At 65.6% G+C, this 18973-nt stretch carries 16 protein-coding genes; 6 read left to right on the top strand and 10 right to left on the bottom strand.

Annotated elements, in window-relative coordinates; translation table 11 throughout:
- Window positions 1-8: 8 nt before the first annotated feature.
- The 6 genes from mnmE to hemE all read right to left on the bottom strand — a co-directional run bounded on the left by mnmE (window position 9) and on the right by hemE (window position 5896).
- Window positions 9-1316 (bottom strand): tRNA uridine-5-carboxymethylaminomethyl(34) synthesis GTPase MnmE, encoded by a 1308-nt coding sequence (gene mnmE, locus GGR13_RS04210; RefSeq protein ID WP_183212169.1) that lies wholly within the window; start codon window positions 1314-1316, stop codon window positions 9-11.
- 58 nt (window positions 1317-1374) lie between these two features.
- Complete coding sequence (locus GGR13_RS04205; RefSeq protein WP_183212168.1) at window positions 1375-1611, bottom strand: DUF6489 family protein; 237 nt, start codon at window positions 1609-1611, stop codon at window positions 1375-1377.
- A gap of 48 nt (window positions 1612-1659) precedes the next feature.
- On the bottom strand, window positions 1660-3060 hold the full coding sequence (gene rho, locus GGR13_RS04200; RefSeq protein ID WP_246347655.1) for a transcription termination factor Rho: 1401 nt from the start codon (window positions 3058-3060) through the stop codon (window positions 1660-1662).
- A 254-nt stretch (window positions 3061-3314) separates the two neighbouring features.
- Entirely contained in the window at window positions 3315-3779 is a 465-nt protein-coding gene (locus GGR13_RS04195; RefSeq protein WP_183212167.1) for a CopD family protein, read from the bottom strand.
- Window positions 3780-3791: 12 nt separating this feature from the next.
- Window positions 3792-4865 (bottom strand): ferrochelatase, encoded by a 1074-nt coding sequence (gene hemH, locus GGR13_RS04190; protein WP_183212166.1) that lies wholly within the window; start codon window positions 4863-4865, stop codon window positions 3792-3794.
- The gene (hemE, locus tag GGR13_RS04185; RefSeq protein ID WP_183212165.1) at window positions 4862-5896 is read right to left on the bottom strand and encodes a uroporphyrinogen decarboxylase; all 1035 of its coding nucleotides are present in this window, start codon (window positions 5894-5896) and stop codon (window positions 4862-4864) included. The genes hemH and hemE overlap by 4 nt, the downstream gene beginning before the upstream one ends.
- A gap of 492 nt (window positions 5897-6388) precedes the next feature.
- Between hemE and GGR13_RS04180 the strand changes: the two genes are divergently transcribed.
- From GGR13_RS04180 to dnaQ, 5 genes are all read left to right on the top strand, one after another.
- Window positions 6389-7255, top strand: coding sequence for a pyruvate, water dikinase regulatory protein (locus tag GGR13_RS04180; RefSeq protein ID WP_183212164.1), 867 nt, complete (start codon window positions 6389-6391; stop codon window positions 7253-7255).
- 95 nt (window positions 7256-7350) lie between these two features.
- The gene (locus GGR13_RS04175; protein WP_246347654.1) at window positions 7351-7890 is read left to right on the top strand and encodes a Maf family protein; all 540 of its coding nucleotides are present in this window, start codon (window positions 7351-7353) and stop codon (window positions 7888-7890) included.
- Window positions 7887-8684 (top strand): shikimate dehydrogenase family protein, encoded by a 798-nt coding sequence (locus GGR13_RS04170; protein ID WP_183212163.1) that lies wholly within the window; start codon window positions 7887-7889, stop codon window positions 8682-8684. Before GGR13_RS04175 ends, GGR13_RS04170 begins: the two co-directional genes overlap by 4 nt.
- On the top strand, window positions 8681-9322 hold the full coding sequence (coaE, locus tag GGR13_RS04165; RefSeq protein WP_183212162.1) for a dephospho-CoA kinase: 642 nt from the start codon (window positions 8681-8683) through the stop codon (window positions 9320-9322). Before GGR13_RS04170 ends, coaE begins: the two co-directional genes overlap by 4 nt.
- A gap of 6 nt (window positions 9323-9328) precedes the next feature.
- Window positions 9329-10054 carry a DNA polymerase III subunit epsilon gene (dnaQ, locus tag GGR13_RS04160; protein ID WP_183212161.1) on the top strand — a complete coding sequence of 242 codons (726 nt, stop codon included), beginning with the start codon at window positions 9329-9331 and terminating at the stop codon, window positions 10052-10054.
- Here the strand turns inward: dnaQ and GGR13_RS04155 are convergent.
- From GGR13_RS04155 to ccmA, 3 genes are all read right to left on the bottom strand, one after another.
- Complete coding sequence (locus tag GGR13_RS04155) at window positions 10018-11697, bottom strand: amidohydrolase (RefSeq protein ID WP_183212160.1); 1680 nt, start codon at window positions 11695-11697, stop codon at window positions 10018-10020. The two genes, dnaQ and GGR13_RS04155, sit on opposite strands and share 37 nt — an antisense overlap.
- Window positions 11698-11799: 102 nt before the next feature.
- Window positions 11800-12465, bottom strand: coding sequence for a heme exporter protein CcmB (gene ccmB / locus GGR13_RS04150; protein WP_183212159.1), 666 nt, complete (start codon window positions 12463-12465; stop codon window positions 11800-11802).
- Window positions 12462-13097, bottom strand: a complete 636-nt coding sequence (ccmA, locus tag GGR13_RS04145) for a heme ABC exporter ATP-binding protein CcmA (RefSeq protein ID WP_183212158.1) — start codon at window positions 13095-13097, stop codon at window positions 12462-12464. Before ccmA ends, ccmB begins: the two co-directional genes overlap by 4 nt.
- 193 nt (window positions 13098-13290) lie before the next feature.
- On the opposite strand from ccmA, the gene acnA reads away from it, so the two are divergent.
- Window positions 13291-15984 (top strand): aconitate hydratase AcnA, encoded by a 2694-nt coding sequence (acnA, locus tag GGR13_RS04140; protein ID WP_183212157.1) that lies wholly within the window; start codon window positions 13291-13293, stop codon window positions 15982-15984.
- Between the two features lie 52 nt (window positions 15985-16036).
- Here acnA and GGR13_RS04135 read toward each other — a convergent pair whose 3' ends face one another.
- On the bottom strand, window positions 16037-18724 hold the full coding sequence (locus GGR13_RS04135) for an ATP-dependent DNA helicase (protein ID WP_246347695.1): 2688 nt from the start codon (window positions 18722-18724) through the stop codon (window positions 16037-16039).
- Between the last annotated feature and the right edge of the window lie 249 nt (window positions 18725-18973).

Genomic DNA, 18973 nt, shown 5'->3' with positions numbered 1-18973 from the left:
GGGCGCGACTATTTCCCGATGCAGAACGTCGCGAAGACCTCGCCGAGAATGTCTTCCACGCCAATGGCCCCAGTGACGCGGCCCAGAGCCTCTGCTGCCCGCCGCAAATCGTCACCAGCCATCTCGGGTGCCGTAGAAAGGGCAAAGCGCGCCGCCTCCACCGACCCAAGGGCTTCCGTGAGCCGTCGCCTGTGCCGCTCGCGCGTGACGGCTGGAAAGTCTGCGCCGGACAGATCTTCGGATATCCGACGCTCGATCCACGCCCGAACCTCAGCGAGGCCCGTCCCTTCGGAGGTGCTTGTGGCGATGGCCATCATGTCCTCGGGAGGTGTCGCACGTCCGAGATCACCCTTGCTCAGGATGACGAGGTCCGTCGGCCGAATGAACTCTGCGGCCGCTCCCCCATCGTCACCTGGAGCCCGAACCCAGATCCTGAGGTCCGCGTCCTTCGCTCGCATCCTGGCTCGGCGGATGCCCTCAGCCTCGATGGGATCATCGCTCTCGCGCAGCCCAGCCGTATCGGACAGGGTTACGGCAAAGCCGCCGATGACCAGCTCGGCATCGAGGACGTCCCGTGTTGTCCCGGCGATCGGGGTCACAATGGCCGCTTCGCGCGCTACAAGAGCATTGAACAGCGTGCTCTTGCCCGCGTTCGTTTCCCCGATCAGGACAATCCGGTACCCTTCACGCACCCGTTGGCCGCGATCGGCATCGGACAGGGCCACGTTCAGGTCCCGGGCAAGCCTGTCGAGGATCGGCCCGGCCGCCCGGGCCAGTTGGTCGGGGATGTCCTCATCCGCAAAATCAATCTCGGCCTCGACCAGCGCCAGCGCCGTCAGTAGGTCCCGCCGAAACCCGGCATAGGCCTGAGAAAGGGTGCCGCCCAGTTGCCCCAGGGCCTGAGAGGCCTGTGCAGCGGTCTCGGAGTCGATCAGATCCGCCACGGCCTCGGCCTGGGCGAGATCCATCTGGCCATTTTCAAAAGCCCGTCGCGTGAACTCTCCGGGTTCGGCAGGACGGAGCCCAAGCGCGCTCAATGCGTCCACCACACCTTCGATGACCGCCCGACCGCCGTGCAAGTGGAGTTCCGCACTGTCCTCGCCGGTATAACTGTTCGGTGCGGTGAACCGCAGCACAAGCGCCTGGTCCAGAATTCGGCCCGCATGCCTCAAGGTCCTGAGCGCCGCCTGCCGGGGCGCGATGGACCTGACACCCAATGCGCCCAAGGCGTCCGCCGAACCGGGGCCCGACACCCGGATCACGGCAATGGCACCCCGACCGGGGGGCGTGGCGAGGGCGAAGATCGTCTCCGTCATGCCGGGCACTGCAACGGATGCCAGGGTGGCATCAACGCTCCGATGGATCCGGCGAGTCTCAGGGCTTCGTCGAGGTCGCCGCCATTTCCATCAGACGCCGAAACTGGTCCTGCGCCTGAAGACCAAAACTGGTCCAGTTCTTCAGCAGTTCTTCCGGCTGCATGAGCGCCATGTTCTCGTCCATCCGCCGCTTCATTTCCGCGACCAGGTGATCGTTCAACGGCTCTACGTTCGGCAGGCCAAGGAAGGCTCGCGCTTCGGCCGGCTCGCATTCGATCTCGATATTGACCTTCATGGTGCTCTCCCTGTTTCACGTGAAACATAGGCCGATCCGAACTGCGCGTCAGGTGTTCATGGACTGGAAGAAGTCGCCATTGTTCTTGGACTGGCGCATCTTGTCGAGGAGGAACTCGATCGCATCCTGCGGTCCCATGGGGTTCAGGATGCGACGCAGGACATAGGTCTTGGTCAGTTGATCCTTCGGCGTGATCAGCTCTTCCTTCCGGGTCCCGGACTTCAGCACATCGATGGCCGGGAAGATGCGTTTGTCGGCGACCTTGCGGTCCAGCACGATCTCGGAGTTGCCGGTGCCCTTGAACTCTTCGAAGATCACCTCGTCCATGCGGCTGCCGGTGTCGATCAGCGCCGTGGCGATTATGGTCAGGCTGCCGCCCTCCTCCACGTTCCGCGCCGCACCAAAGAAGCGTTTGGGCCGCTGCAGCGCATTGGCATCCACGCCCCCGGTGAGGACCTTGCCCGATGACGGGACCGTGGCGTTATAGGCGCGACCGAGACGCGTGACTGAGTCCAGCAGGATGACGACGTCCCGCTTGTGCTCGACCAGACGCTTGGCCTTCTCGATGACCATCTCGGCCACCGCGACGTGGCGGGTCGCCGGCTCATCAAAGGTCGAGGCGACCACTTCGCCCTTCACCGTGCGCTGCATGTCCGTCACTTCTTCGGGACGTTCGTCGATCAGGAGAACGATCAGCACGACTTCGGGATGATTGGCCTCGATCGATTTGGCGATGTTCTGCAGCATCACGGTCTTGCCGACGCGCGGCGGCGCGACGATCAGGCACCGCTGACCCTTGCCGAGCGGGGCCACGATGTCGATCACCCGACCCGAGCGATCCTTCAGGGTCGGATCCTGGATCTCCATGATCAGCCGCTCATTGGGATAGAGCGGAGTCAGGTTGTCGAAATTGACCTTGGTGCGGACCGTCTCGGGGTCCTCGAAATTGATGGTGTCGACCTTGAGCAAAGCGAAGTAGCGCTCGCCTTCGCGAGGACCCCGGACAGCCCCGTGAACGGTGTCCCCGGACCGTAGCCCGAACCGCCGAATCTGTGACGGCGAGACATAAACATCGTCCGGACCCGGCAGATAATTCGCGTCCGGACTGCGCAGGAAGCCAAAGCCGTCGGGCAGCATTTCCAGCGTCCCAGAGGCGATGATCTCCACCTCCTCGTCCGCCAGGGTCTTGAGGATGGCGAACAGCAGATCCTGTTTGCGCAGATTGGAGGCGTTCTCGATCTCGAGCTGTTCGGCAAAGGCCACCAGTTCCACCGGCGTCTTGTCGTTCAGTTCCTGCAGGGTGATCCGGCCGGACGGGACAATCGACTCTTCATCGTCGCCCTCGGCCTCCTGATCGACGATCGAGGTATCGATCGGCTCCTGAAGATGGGTATCGGTGTCAGGTGCCTGAGTGTCGGCCTCGGCGGCATCGTGGATCGGATCGGTCATGGGCGTACAATCAGCGTCATCGCCGCACGATCGTGGATCGCGCGGGCGTGTGGATATGGGTCGTGTCTTGGTCTTTCGACCGGCATGGAGATGCGACGGGATCCGGTGCGGGACGATACGTCCTCAGCGACCGGCGCCGCGAGAGAAGGGCAGCGCGAAAAAACCGCGCCTCGCTGTCAGCGGAACCACATGGGGGAGTTCAGGTCAAGCGTGACTGTCCAGCCACCGCTAGCGGGATAACCCTGCCTCTGGACCTAGAGCTGCCATTCGGTCGTGACGGAGAGCACCATCACAATCGCCAGCACGAACGGCACTTCGTTGGTCAGGCGCCAGAACTTGCCCGTTCGAACAGAAGCTCCGGCCGCGATCCGCTTTTTTTCTGCGGACAGATAACCGTGCCAGCCACTCAACAGCAGGATTCCGACCAGCTTGGCGATCATCCAGGGCTCGCCCAAGAACGCCGCGCCCCGTGTCTGCACGTCGATATGGATCAGCCAAAGGCCGAAGACCCAGGACAGGATCATCGCCGGATTGAGGATGATCTTTACCAGACGCGTCTGCCAGGCACGCAGCAACGCCTGCATCTCCGAGCGCAGGGGCTCGGCCTTGTCGCGTTGCTCGGCGTCATAGGCATAGAGCCGAGGCAGGAAGAGCAACCCTGCCATCCAGGCGATGACGGCCAGGATATGAAGGCCGCGCGCCAGATCATAAAGGTTCATCGCTTTGCCCTCCTAGGCGGCCATGCGCGGATTCTGGCAGGGACAGGCTTTCCAGCGACCCTGGCAGCCGGGGCCGTAGGGGCGAATCCCGTCGCGACCGAGCGCGTCCACCACCGCATCGGACAAGGTCGCGATGAACGGTTCCGCTGTCCCAACAGCCGGCACGCGGACATAGGGATGGACACCCTTCTCCTCGGCCAGCTCAGCATACTCCTGGTCGAGTTCCACCAGGGTTTCGATATGTTCCGAAACAAAGGCGATGGGCACGATCAGCACACCCACCTTGTCCTCGGCAGCCTGGTCGATGGCTTCAGGCGTCGACGGCCCCAGCCATTTCAGCGGCCCGACGCGGCTCTGATAGCAAAGGGCATGGTCCTTCAGACCCGCACGAACGGCAACGGCGGCAACCGTGGCCTCGACCTGTTCCTGATACGGGTCGCCGTCCTTGGTGACGAGCTTTTCCGGGATGCCGTGGGCAGAGAAAAGGACCCGAACAGGGTGGTCCCCAATTTCCGCCAATCCCTTGCGGATAAGCTGGGCCTGAGCTTCCACCCAACCGTCCGCCTGGGGATAGCAGCACACCACTCGCGACCGTCCTGGACCGCGATAGGCCTTGTTCCAGGCCCGAAGGGACGAGCGGGTCGTGGTGGTCGAAAACTGCGGGTACAGCGGCAGCACGACGATCTCGTCTGGCGCGAAGGCCGCGACATCGGTTGCGGCCTCTTCGGTCAAGGGGTGCCAGTACCGCATGGCAATGAAGGACCGGACTGTATCTCCGGGCAAGGCCTCGGCCAGACGGGCATCCAGTGCGTCCGTCTGTTTGCGGGTCTCCGGCAGCAGCGGCGAGCCGCCGTTATAATCCGTTCCCATCAGGGCATAGTTGGCCTGAGCGCTCGCCTCACGGCGCGAGGAGATCAGATTGGCCAGGGGTGTCCGGAACAGACCCGGCAGACCGATGATGGCCGGATCGTTGAAAAGGTTGAAAAGGAAGGGCTTGACCGTCGCCTGATCGTCCGGCCCGCCCAGATTGAACAGCACGACAGCAATCCGGCGTCCGACAGGGGACGGTGCTGCGTGATGGCTCATTGGGCTCCGATCCGCTTCAAGACCTGGTCGACGTGCGCCATCGGCACATCCGGCAGAATGCCGTGACCCAGGTTGAAGATCCATGGACCGTTGCCCCACGCCTCGACAAGCTGATCGACCCTGCGGTCCAGCGCCGCACCGCCAACTCGGAGCAGAAGCGGGTCAAGCGCTCCCTGGATGGGCTTGATCGCCTGCACACGCTGACCGACGGCCAGCGGACAGGCCGTATCCAGCGCCACACCCTGGACATCGCACTCGGCCGCATAGCGTTCGGCCAGCGCTGCCGAACCCCGCGGGAAGCCGATCAGGGGTACCGTGACGCCCAGTTCCCTTACGCGGGCGACCAGGGCCTGATGCGGTTTCAGAACCAGACGTTCGAACAGATCGTCCGGCAGACCCTCGGCCCAGCTCTCAAAGATCTTGAGTACCTGCGCACCCGCATCCGCCTGCATCTTGAGATAATGCGCCGTGGCCTCGACCAGAACCGCCAGAACCGCATCGACCTTCTCCGGCTCGGCATAGGCATAGGTCCGGGCCGTTGCACGCTCGCCTTTTCCAATGGTGCGGGCCTCCCCGTCCAGCATATAGGTTGCCACCGTCCAGGGAGCACCGGCAAACCCGATCAGGGCCCGCTCGGGTTCGAGTTGGGCGCGCACGATCGAAAGGGTTTCGCCCACCTGTCTGAGCGCGTCGCCAGCATTGGATGTCAGGGCAGACATGCTTTCGACGGACGGGAGCGCTCCGAGACGTGGTCCCTCCCCTGTCTCGAACCACACCTTCTGTCCCAGGGCCTGGGGGATCAGGAGAATGTCGGCGAACACGATGGCTGCATCGAAGCCATACCGGCGCATGGGCTGAAGGGTCGCTTCCGCGGCCATCTCCGGATTGAGGCAGAAGGCGATAAAGTCCGGTGCCCGGCTCCGGAGTTCACGGTACTCCGGCAGATAACGACCGGCCTGTCGCATGAACCAGACAGGGGGGCGGGCTGTGGTCTGACCCTTCAGGGCCTGGAGAAGCAAAGGTTCGATCATGGACTGGCTTTACGGGTGGACCGGTCTCGCCTCAAGCCCACGATCCAACCTTGTTCTGTTCAAAAGAATTAAGTCTTTGGAAGAAGGCAGGTAGGGCCCGGGACGACGGGGATAGATTACCGGTCATCCCGCGTGAAAAACGGCTTTTCCACGGGGCTGTCAGGTCGGTGTCGCCGGGGTGACAACAGCCTGTAGATGCCGGGGATAAGTCTTAACAAGACCCTAACGGACAAGGCTCTGTCGCTTTTGATGGTCTTGGCTGACCGAGGGATTGTTAACGTTTGGTTAAGGATTTCCCCAGGCACGCGAGTCAGCCGTTTCCACCGATGGACAGCCATCCGGCGAACGGCCCCGATTGTCCCTCTGTCTCCCCACTCGCCGACGCTCACACCGGTCGCTATACCCTTTGCTGCCCAGCAGCCCGGGTCGATGCCCAGGTCTGTCCCCAGGCGGAGCGGTCGTTATGAGTCTGTCATCGAGAGTTTCCCAACCATGAGTCCCCCTCGTCCTACCGGAGTCAGGCTGGCCACCTATTTCCATGTCCACCTGGTGTCGGACTCGACCGGTGAGACCCTGAATGCCATGGCCAAGGCCGTGACCGCCCGGTTCGATGGGGTGATCCCGATCGAGCATATCTATGCCCTGGTCCGCTCGCCGAAACAGATGGAACGGGTTCTGGAGGAGATCGCCGTCGCGCCGGGCGTGGTTCTGCATACACTCGTCGACCGCGATCTCCGGGCCCAGCTCGAGGACGGATGCCGATCGCTGGATATGCCGCAGATCGGAGCGCTCGATCCTCTGGTCGGCGCCTTGTCGCGCTATCTGGGTGCCGCGCTGTCGACCCGTGTGGGGGCACAACACACGCTCGACCATGATTACTTCAACCGGATCGGGGCCCTCGACTATGCCATGGCCCATGACGACGGACAGGGTACGGCCGAGCAGCTGGAAGGGGCGGATGTCGTTCTGGTCGGCGTATCGCGGACGTCAAAGACGCCGACCTGCATCTATCTCGCGCACCGCGGCATCAGGGCGGCCAACGTGCCCCTCGTGCCGGGCCAGGAGGACGGAGAGCGACTGGTGACGCTGAAGAATCCGCTGGTGGTCGGGCTCACCGTCTCGCCGGACCGTTTGATCCAGATTCGGCGCAATCGTCTCGATGGACTGAATGCCGATCGGGCCTCGGCCTATGTCGACCACGACGCTGTCCGCGACGAGACGGTGAAGGCACGCCGGGCCTTTGAGCGCCGCGGCTGGCCGACCATCGATGTGACGCGCCGGTCAGTGGAGGAGACGGCGGCAGCGATCGTCAACCTGCTGAGCGAGCGCCGCACCCGGCGGCTGGGGGCTCCATGGTGATGCGGGCCTCCGGCGACCCTTTGCTCGGCCGTCTTCACGGGCAGCCGGGAGACGAAATCCTGATTCTCGCGTCAAAAAGCGCGGCGCGACAGGCCATGCTCACCGATGCCGGCGTTCCATTTTCGGTGCAGGTCGCGGATGTGGACGAGGACTCTCTGAAGACGCCCGGCGCAAATCCGGCCGAACTGGCCGTGGATCTCGCCCGGATGAAGGCCTTGGCGGTGTCCCGTCACCATGACGATTCCTGGGTGCTTGGTGCGGACCAGACCCTCGCCTTTGACGGTGGACTCGTCTCCAAGGCCCGAACCCTGGACGAGGCGCGGGACCGGCTGAAGTCCATGCGCGGTCAGACCCATCAGCTTCACTCGGGGGCAGCCCTGGCAAGACGCGGTCAGGTCGTCTGGTCCGGCGTCGACAGTGTCACCCTGCGGATGCGGAATTTCTCCGACCCCTTCCTCGACGCCTATCTCGCGTCCGAAGGCGAAAGCCTGCTGGCCTGTGTCGGCTCATACAGGATCGAAGGGATGGGCTCACAACTGTTCGAAGCGGTGGATGGCGATCATTTCACGGTCCTGGGCCTGCCTCTGTGGCCGGTTCTGGAGGAACTGAGGCGCGCAGGCGTGCTGCTGACATGACCGTGGTGGCCGGGGTCGTCGGCTGGCCGATCGCCCATTCCCTCAGTCCGGTTCTGCACACCGCCTGGATCGAAGCCCTGGGGCTCGACGCCCGTTATGAAGCCATGGGGCCGGAGGACCCGGCGGCTTTCCGGAAACTGATCGAACAAGGACGAAGCGGCGGCCTGCGCGGGATCAATGTCACGGCGCCCTACAAGGAACTGGCCCTCGAACTGTCTGATTCCGTTTCGGAAACCGCGACCCGGGCTGGCTCGGCGAATCTGATTGTGTTCCAGCAAGGCCGGGTCATGGCCGACTGCACGGACGGTCTCGGCATGATCGGTGCGCTCAATGAACAGGCTCCTCAGATGTCTGTGTCGGACAGGGTCGTGGCCGTTCTGGGGGCCGGTGGTGCTGCCCGTGCGGCGGTCGCTGCCTTGCTGGCTCGCGGCGCAGACGTCGTGGTTCTGAACCGAACGCGGGAGAGGGCACAGGCCCTGGTAAGGGATGTTGGCGGGCGGCTGGGGGATGACCGCGACCTCAGGTCCGCCAGTCTGGTGGTCAATGCGCTCAGTGTGCCTCCAACGCTCGATCTCGATCAACTGCCCGATGATGCGGTGGTGATGGACATGACCTACCGACCCCTGGAAACCGCGTTTCTTCGCGCCGCACGCGCCAGAGGCCTCATCGGAGTCGATGGACTGGCGATGCTGATCGGACAGGCCCGACCGTCGTTCAGAGCCTTTTTTGATATCGACCCGCCCGCGATCGACGTCAGGGCCCTGGCTCTGGCCCGCCTCGGAGAAGCGGGATGATCCTGCTGGGCCTCACCGGATCGATCGGCATGGGCAAGTCCACCACGACGGCGATGTTCGCCGATCTCGGGGCGATGGTCTGGAACGCCGACGAGGCGGTGCATGCCCTGTATGCTGATGGAGGCGCGGCCGTCGGGCCGGTCGGCGAAGCCTTCACGGGCGTCGTGGTTGACGGGGCGGTGAACCGAGAGCGTCTGGCGCAGGCTCTGGGCCGTGAAGAGACGGCCTTCCAGCGACTGGAGGCGATCGTTCATCCGCTGGTGGCGAAGAGCCGTCGCGAAGACCTCGCTCGCGCCGAGGCTGCCGGGACCCGGCTTGCGGTTCTGGATGTCCCCTTGCTGTTTGAAACGGGCGGAGACAGGGGCGTTGATGCCGTTGTTGTCGTCAGTGCCCCTGCCGGCCTTCAGGCAGAGCGCGTTCTGGCCCGTCCGGGCATGACCCGGGAGCGGTTCGAGGCGATCCTTTCGCGCCAGATGCCCGATGCCGAGAAGCGCCGCCGGGCGGACTTCATCGTCGAGACGGGGGATGGGCTCGCCACGGCGCGGTCCAGGGTCGCCGAGATCGTGCGGACGGTCCTGTCACCCGGCTGGGTATCCCCTCGCAAGCCTCTTTCCCAACCGGACGAAGCGCTTCAATAGTCCGGGATGGCTCGCGAAATCGTTCTGGATACTGAGACCACCGGCTTTGACCCGAGGACGGGCGACCGGCTGATCGAAGTCGGCTGTATCGAGATCAACGATCTCTTGCCGACCGGACGAACCTTTCACCGCTTCGTCAATCCGGAGCGGCTGATCCCGGAAGACGCCATCCGGGTGCACGGGATCACCGACGACAAGGTCAAGGATGCGCCGCTGTTCTCGGCGATCGTCGGCGATCTGATGGAATTCATCGGTGATGCGCCGGTGATTGCCCACAATGCCCAGTTCGACCGCAATTTCATCGATCACGAATGCGGTCGCTGTGGTCACCCGCTACTGGCGGAAACCCGCTGGATCGATACGCTCAAACTGGCCCAGACCCGGTTTCCGGGGATGCCGAACTCGCTGGATGCCCTGTGCAAGCGATTCAAGGTCTCGCTGGTCGAGCGGAGTCTGCACGGGGCCTTGATCGATGCCCGATTGCTGGCCGAAGTCTATCTGGAACTGCGCGGCGGCAAGGAGCGAGTCCTGGACCTGACCAGCCGCCGCAGTGTCGAGGCCGCAGCCGCCTTTGCTGCCACCGGGGGGCACCGGCCGCGATCGAGGCCACTGGCCCCCCGATCCACCGATGCGGAGCGCGCTGCGCATCAGGCCTTCCTGACGGCGACGCTGAAGGACCTGTCGCTCTGGGAAGGCTATGGCGTCTCGGTCGAGGCTCCGGAGGCGCGGTAAACGACCTCGCCATCCACGATGGTCAGAACCGCCTTGCCCTCAAGGATCTCGGCCTCGGGGACGGTCATCAGGTCGATGTCGAAGGCCGTGAAATCGGCCCGCTTCCCGACCTCGATCGTGCCCAGTTCAGACTCCCGGAAACTGGCATAGGCGGGCCAGAGGGTGAACATCTTCAGCGCCGTCTCCCGCGAGACCGCCTCCCGAGGCCGCCAGTCCGGGCCCTGGAACCCGTCCAGGCTGCGGCGGGCAACAGCCGCATAGAATTCGATCAGGGGCGAACCCCGCTCGACCGGAGCATCCGACCCCCCGACCACGATGACCCCGCGATCGACCAGACTCTTCCAGGCGTACGCCCCGTCGAGCCGCGCGTCGCCGAGCCTGGCCGGTGCGAAATACAGGTCGCCGATGGCATGGCTGGGCTGCATCGAGGCGATGATCGGCAGGTCCTCGAAATAGTGGTAGTCCGATGGCCTCAGGATCTGGGCATGCTCGATCCTCCAGCGCACGTCCTCGCCATTTGGACGTTCCGAGGCCGGGATGGCGGCGAAGGCCTTTTCGAACCACTGGGCCACCGAGGCATTGCCGCGATCACCAATGGCATGGGTGGCGACCTGGATCCCGCCCCGCAGGGCCGCTTCATACAGGGGCAGGATCGTCGCCTCGTCGATCTGCATCAGGCCTGACGTGTCGGGCCGGTCGGAATAGGGGTCGAACAGCGCAGCCCCTCGGGACCCCAGGGCCCCATCGGCATAGTATTTGATGGCCCGGGTGATGATCCGCCCGTCCGAGGCATTGCGGGGACCGCCGGCGATCAGCTGGGCCGCGCCGTCCGGCGTGATCGAGTTGTAGACCCTTATCGGGGCCTGACCGGCCTCGGCCATCGCCTCCATCAGGGGCACGTGCGACCAGGGGGCGCTCATGAAGTGCAGGCCCGTCCAGCCATACTCGGCCTCGACCCGGAAGCCGGCGCGGTAGGCATCATAGATGGCCTGCGGGTCCTGCTGCGGCATCAGGGTTGCGACAAGCTGCTCGGCGGCATCGACCAGCAGACCCGTTGGCTGACCGTCGGGCCCTTTCAGGATCTCACCGCCTGACGGAGCCTCGGTACCACCCGTAATGCCTGCAGCCCGCAGGGCCGGGGTCGAAACCACGACCGCATGTCCATCCGACCGGCCCAGCATGACGATCCGTCCAGGCGCAGCCGTGTCCAGATCCGTGGCATTCAGAAACCGGGCTTCTGGCCACTGGGTCTCGATCCAGCCCCGTCCCACGATCGTGCCCTCTGGATGCGCCTCGGCCCAGGCCTTCAGCCGGGCCATGGCATCGGCCACGGAGGTCGAGCCTTCCAGGTTCAGCGTCAGCTCGCGCTGGCCGATTCCGTCCAGATGCGCATGTCCGTCGGTAAACCCCGGGAACAGGGTGGCACCGGCGAGATCAACGACCGGGATCTCCGGGGCGGCGAGATCAGGTCGATCCTCGCCGACATAGGCAATCCGGCCGTCCATGACGACGATCACCTCCGCCGACGGTGCCGTTTCAACCCCTGTGTGGATCCTGCCGCCCCGGATGACGAGGTCCTGGGCGACAGCAAAAGAGGCTGTGCTGCTCAGTAGCAGGGTCAGGATGGCGAGGGACGGCTTCATGAAACGGCTCCGATACGAAGCTGAGCGTTGGAGCGGGCCGTCCGCGACGTCAAGCGGTTCCCGCCCCACCGGCCTCATCCGGCATCGAACGGCCCCGTTGTTTCATCCCTGGGCGTTGCGGATGGCTGCAGCGCCGGCAATGGGAGCGATGGCACAGGCGAACAGGACATAGGCCCCGAGCAGCGCAAGTGCGGGCAATGGGTCCAGACTGGCCGCGGCGCGGTCCAGGGCACCGGATCCGAACACGACCGGCGGAATGAACAGCGGCAGGACCACGACGGCGATCAGCAGGCCGCCGCGCTTGGCGCCCAGGGCGAGAGCCGCGCCCAGCGCTCCGGTAAAGGCAAAGCCGAGGCCTCCGATCAGGGCCCCGGCCGTGGTCAATGGCAGAAGGGCTACAGGTTGTCCGAGCGCAAGGGCGGCAACAGGGGCTGTCAGCGCCAGTGGCAGGCCGGTTGCCAGCCACTGGCTCATGGCCTTCACGACGAACACGGCTTCGAGCGGCAACGGGCCTGTCGCCAGCAGATCCAGCGCACCATCCTCCAGATCACGCTCGAAGAGCCGTTCGAGCGAGAGCAGGCTGGCGAGGGCCAGGGCCAGCCAGGCCACCCCTGAAGCCACAGGCTTCAACACGGCCGGATCTCCGCCCGCGGCAAGCGGCAATATGGCCGTCAGACAGGCGAAAAATCCGCAGGCCAGCAGGGGGCCCCCGCCCCCGCCCCAGGCCAGGGCCAGCTCCCGGCGAAACAGGATGTGAACAGCCTTCATCCGACCAGACCCAGATCGAGCGACCGGGTCGGGATCGGCAAGGGATCATGCACGGCCGCAATGATCAGTCCGCCACTGGCCAGATGCGCCTGCATGATCGCGCCGACAGCCTCACGCCAGCGGGAGTCCAGCGGGCTGAGCGGCTCGTCCAGCAGCCAGAGGGCACGGGGCGCTCCGATCAGCCGGGCCATGGCCAGGCGGCGGCGCTGGCCAGCCGACAGCTTTCGGACCTCGAGGTCCAGCAAGGGTTTGAGCCCCAGGGTTTCGATCGCTTCGGTGATACCCGACGCGGAATCGAGTCCGGAATGGCCGAGCCAGTCGGACTGGAACATCAGTTCCTCTCGGGCGGTGCGGGCACCCTTCAGGGCATCGAGATGGCCGAGATGGTGCAGCTGGTGACTGCGGGCGAGACCCGGGTCGATCACATTGGCGTCGGCGTCGTGAAACACGATGTCCCCGGCCGCCGGTGTCAGAAATCCCGAGATCGCCCGAAGCAGGCTGGTCTTTCCCGATCCGTTCGCGCCGGTCAGGGCCAGGACCTCGCCGGCCTCGATCACCAGCGTCAGATCACGGAACAGGGTGCGCTCCCCGCGGGTGAGTCTCAGACCCGAAATGCCCAGCGTCTGGATCATCGGGTTATGCGACCGGTTCTCAATGTCCCCACGGTCGATGCGGGTACATGGACGCCAGCGCTGCGGCACACTATGAACGCCGCAGCCGCAGCAGGCTCTCTGCGCGCGCGCCATGGACCTGTGTGCCCTGGCGTTCGTCGCGCGAGGGCGCAACCGGATGGTCGGGCGGCGTACATCAGAGGAAGACTCTCCCATGCCGTCGATTGACAGCCTCAAGACCCGCCAGGATCTCTCCGTCGGGCGCAAGAAATACGCCTTCTACAGCCTTCCGGCCGCCGAGGAAGCGGGCCTGACCGGGATTTCCCGTCTGCCCCGTTCGATGAAGGTGCTGCTGGAGAACCTGCTGCGCAACGAGGACGGCGTCTCCGTCACCGAGGATGACCTGAAAGCGGTCGCCGCCTGGATCGAGAACAAGGGCTCGGTCGAGCACGAGATCGCCTTCCGTCCGGCCCGCGTCCTGATGCAGGATTTCACCGGCGTTCCTGCGGTCGTGGATCTCGCCGCCATGCGCGATGCCATGTCGGCGCTCGGTGCCGACGCGGCCAAGATCAATCCGCTGGTGCCCGTCGATCTGGTCATCGACCACTCGGTCATGGTCGACAATTTCGGCACGGCCGCCGCTTTCGGCCAGAACGTCGAGCGCGAGTACGAACGCAACATCGAGCGCTACAACTTCCTGCGCTGGGGCTCGTCGGCCTTCAATAATTTCCGCGTCGTGCCCCCCGGCACCGGCATCTGCCACCAGGTGAACCTCGAGAACCTGGCCCAGACCGTCTGGACGCTGGAAGAGGGCAAGAAGACCGTCGCCTATCCGGACACGGTGGTCGGCACCGATTCGCACACCACAATGATCAACGGCCTGGCTGTTCTGGGCTGGGGCGTCGGCGGCATCGAGGCGGAGGCGGCCATGCTGGGCCAACCGATCCCGATGCTGATCCCCGAAGTCATCGGCTTCAAGCTGACGGGCTCCATGCCGGAAGGCACGACCGCGACCGATCTGGTGCTGACGGTCACCCAGATGCTGCGCAAGAAGGGCGTGGTCGGCAAATTCGTCGAGTTCTTCGGCGACGCTCTGCCGAACATGACCATCGAGGACCAAGCGACCATCGCCAACATGGCCCCCGAATACGGCGCGACCTGCGGCTTCTTCCCCGTGTCCCAGGCCACGATCGACTATCTGACCGCCACCGGCCGTGACAAGGCGCGTGTCGCCCTGGTCAAGGCCTATGCCGAGGCCCAGGGCCTGTGGATCGACGCCAACTCGGAAGACCCCGTCTTCACCGATGTTCTGGAACTGGACATCTCGACCGTCGTCCCCTCGCTGGCCGGTCCGAAACGTCCGCAGGACAAGGTCGAGCTGACCACCGCGGCCCCGCAGTTCGAAACCGCCCTGACCGACGTCTTCAACCGTGCGTCTGACGCCGGACGTTTCCCGGTCGAAGGCCATGACTTCACGGTCGGCGACGGTGATGTCGTGATCGCGGCCATCACCTCCTGCACCAACACCTCCAACCCCTCGGTCCTGATCGCGGCCGGCCTCGTGGCCCGCAAGGCCCATGCGCTCGGCATGACGGTCAAGCCGTGGGTGAAGACGTCGCTGGCTCCGGGGTCGCAGGTCGTCACCGACTATCTGACGGACGCCGGCCTTCAGGCCGATCTCGATGCACTGGGCTTCAACCTGGTCGGCTATGGCTGCACCACCTGTATCGGTAACTCGGGTCCGCTGGACCCGGCGATCTCGAAGTCGATCAACGATAACGCCATCGTCGCCACCAGCGTCCTGTCCGGCAACCGGAATTTCGAGGGCCGCGTGAATCCGGACGTCCAGGCCAACTACCTGGCCTCACCGCCGCTGGTCGTGGCCTATGCCTTGGCCGGATCGATGCGGATCGACATCACCTCGGAGCCGATCGGCCAGGACCGTGATGGCAAGGATGTCTTCCTGAAGGACATCTGGCCGACCTCGGCCGAGATCGCCAAGATCCAGAAGAAGTCGGTCACACCGGCCATGTTCGCCAAACGCTATGCCGATGTCTTCAAGGGCGATGCGCACTGGCAGGCGATCCAGGTCACGGGCGGCCAGACCTATGCCTGGGACGAGACCTCGACCTATGTCGCCAATCCCCCGTATTTCGAGGGCCTGTCGATGGAGCCGACGCCGGTCACAGATATCGTCGAGGGCCGCGTGCTGGCGATCTTCGGGGACTCGATCACCACCGACCACATCTCGCCGGCCGGCTCGATCAAGACGACCTCGCCCGCCGGGGTCTATCTGAACAGCCGGGGTGTCGAATCCGCCGAGTTCAACTCCTATGGTGCCCGTCGCGGTCACCACGAGGTGATGATGCGCGGCACTTTCGCCAACATCCGGATCCGCAACAAGATCACGCCCGAGATCGAAGGCGGCGTGACGCGGCATTTCCCGTCGCAGGACACGATGTCCATCTATGACGCGGCGATGCGCTACCAGTCGGAAGGCCGTCCGCTGGTCGTCTTCGCCGGCAAGGAATACGGCACGGGATCGTCGCGCGACTGGGCGGCCAAGGGCACGCGCCTGCTGGGCGTCCGCGCCGTCATCGCCGAGAGCTACGAGCGGATCCACCGCTCCAACCTCGTCGGAATGGGCGTGGTGCCGCTGCAGTTCAAGGCGGACGGCTGGCAGAAGCTGAACCTGACGGGTGAGGAAATCGTCACCATTCGCGGCCTGTCCGACGTCAACGTCGGTCGCCTGCGGCCCCGTCAGGACCTCTGGGTCGAGCTGTTCCGTCCGTCGGACGGCAAGATGGCCCGTTTCCCGGTCCGTTGCCGGATCGATAACCAGACCGAGCTCGACTACTTCAAGGCCGGGGGCGTGATGCCCTACGTCCTGCGCAACCTGGCCAGCTAGGCCAACGAGACGGGGTTCCGGCGTCCGGTTCACGGTCGCCGGAACCCCTTTTTTACGCCAGAAATTCCCGGGTCAGGTCGATCGCCTCGACCAGGCTCATCCGCTGGACCTCGGCGCCCGGCGGCAGGCTGGCGAACAGCCGGGTTGGCGTCGCGGCATCCAGCATCACGAAAATCCCCTTGTCGTCGGCCCGGCGAATCAGCCGGCCGAAAGCCTGTGCGATGCGGGCCCGGGCCAGGCTGTCGTCATAGCCGCGCCCTGCCGCCGCCGTGCCTCCGAATTTCTCGCGCCGCGCCCGGTGCAGGATGTCGGGTCGCGGCCAGGGTACCCGGTCGAAGGCCAGCATCCGCAGGGACCGTCCCGGCACGTCCACGCCATCGCGGACCGCATCCGTCCCGAGAAGACAGCTGTCCTGTTCGGCCCGGAAGATGTCGACCAGGGCCCCGACCTCCAGAGGATCGACGTGCTGGGCGTAGAGCGGATACCCCGCCTTGGCGAGATCCGGTCCCAGCCGCTCATAGACCGCCTTCAGCCTGCGGATGGCCGTGAACAGCCCCAGCCCACCGCCGCCAGCCGCCAGAAACAGCTCGCGCATGGCGGCGGCCGTCTGGCGCGGATCGTCCTTGCCGACATCGGTGACCACGATGACCCGGCTGTGGTTGGCATAGTCGAAGGGGCTCTCGACCTTCAGGGTGCGCGGCGGTTCGATCAACCGGCTGGACCCGGTCCGCATCCGGGCCATGTCGAAGGAATCCTCGGACAGCGGGTCCGACAGGGTCGCGCTGGTGACCAGCACGCCATGGGCGGGCAGGATGACGGCGGCCTCCAGCGGCACGGTGGGGTCGATCCAGTGGCGACGCAGGGCGACATCGTGAATCCGCCCGAACGCCGTCTCGACCGACAGCCAGTCGACGAAATCGGGATCCGGCTGGTCGCCGCCGTCCTGCAGCGCCGCCAGCATCGACCGCCAGCCCGGCAGGGTCATTCGGGCCCGGCGATCGAGGCCCCGGAGCGCGCCTTCAATCCGCGCCCGGGCGGAGCCGTCGAGCTCCGACGCCTCGTCGTCCAGAATGTCTTCCAGATGCCGGGCGAGCGCCAGCAGCGGAGCCTCGACCGATGCGATCGCCTGGGCCGCTGCCCGGGCCGTCTCCAGCAGCGGCTCGGTCGCCGGCCGGACCGCGCATTCGGTGCCGAATTCCGAACTGGCCGATGACGCGGCTTCCGAGGTCCGCGCCCGGATCTGCTCCAGTGCGGCCATCAGGAACTGTTCGATCGGCCCGACCGGGTTGACCTCGCCCGAGGGCGGCGCGATCCGTCCGGATATGCCCTCGCCCGGGAAGGCGGCGGCAGCGCGAATGGCGTCGTTCAGCGCTTTCTGCGCGGGTTCGTTGTCGGCGCACAGGTCGCCCAGTCTCTGTTCCAGTCCCCGCCCGCGTCGGCCGCGGCCTTCCGGGCCCCGGATCCAGCGCCGCAGTTCGGCGGCCTCCTGACCCGACAGACAGGCCGAAAAGGCACTGTCAGCGGCGTCGAACAGATGGTGACCCTCGTCGAAGACGATCCGTTTCAGGGCGGCGGTCTCGCCATCCTGTTTCAGCCCTCGCGCCGAGCGGGCCCCGTCAAAGGCTGCCTGGGTCATGACCAGGGCATGGTTGGCAACGACCAGATCGGCCCGACGACTGGCGCGAATGGTCTTTTCGACGAAACAGGTCCGGTAGTGGGGACAGGCCGCATGGACGCACTCCCCGCGCCGATCGACCAGATTGCCAGCCGATGCCTGCTGGCTGGCGGGGGTCGCGAACAGGCCGGGCAGCCAGCCAGGGAAGTCGCCGCCCGTCATGTCGCCATCGCGCGAATGCAGGGCCCATCGGCTGGTCAGGGCCAGGCCGATCAGGTCGCCATTCCCCAGTTGTGCCGCCTGGACCATGTCCTGCAGGTTCAGAAGGCACAGGTAGTTTTCGCGCCCCTTTCGGACCACTGTCTTGACCTTGCGCACAGCTGGATCGGGCCAAAGAGCCTGACTCTCGCGGTCGATCTGGCGCTGCAGGGCGCGGGTGTAGGTCGACACCCAGGCCGCACCCTGATTGCGCTCGGCCCAGACCGAAGCAGGGGCCAGATACCCCAGAGTCTTGCCGGTGCCCGTGCCGGCCTCGGCCAGCAGGACGCGCGGTCGCCCTTCCTCGTTGCGTGGAGAGAAGGCAAAGGCGACTTCGGCGGCATAATCCGACTGGGTCGGACGGGTCTCGTCGAGGCCCGAGGCCTCCAGGAGTTTGGCCAGCCGGATCCGGGCGGACTCGGAATCGACCGGGGATGACCCGGCCTCACCGCGCGGCGCCTCGTCCTCCCACTCTGGCAGACGGGACCAGGCATCGAGGCCCGACCCCCGCTCGCGCCGCGGTTTCAGCGGTTGCGACTCCAGGGCCTGGACCACGCGCGGGGCCCAGGCCCAGCCCCCGCGTTGCAGCGTCATCGCCAGGGTATAGGCCTCCTCGCGACCCGGCCACGCCGGATCGGTCAGTTCACGCAACAGGGCCTCCGCCGCATGGCGCAGGGCCGCCGCCTGTTCCTCCGCCCCCTTGGGCTCCGGCTGACCGAGGGCCAGGGCAAGACCACTGGGCGAGGGTGCGCAGAACCGGGCGGGTCGCACGAAGGCATGCAGTTCCAGCACATCCAGCAGGTCCGGCGACCGGGCCGGGGGAGACAGGCCGAGACGCCGCGCCGTCAGCGAGGCGTGGGCCACCATGACGGGACCGGTCGTGAAGACTCCTTCCGCCGCACCGCGTCCGATCTTGCGCGGACCTTCATCGTCGCACACGGCGCCCGCGCCCGGCGGCACGGCCAGGGCCGGCGGGAGGGCCGCCCAGGGCTCGGCACCACTCCGGACCGTCGTCGTTACAAGAAGGGATTCATCGGACACGGATCACAGATAGCGGGTCCTGGTCCGAAACGGAACGGGAACATCTGGTCAGCAGGCTCCGGCGTCCCTATCCTT

The organism is Brevundimonas variabilis (assembly GCF_014199945.1).
GTDB lineage: Bacteria > Pseudomonadota > Alphaproteobacteria > Caulobacterales > Caulobacteraceae > Brevundimonas > Brevundimonas variabilis.
This window is presented reverse-complemented; position numbering and strand designations above follow the sequence as displayed.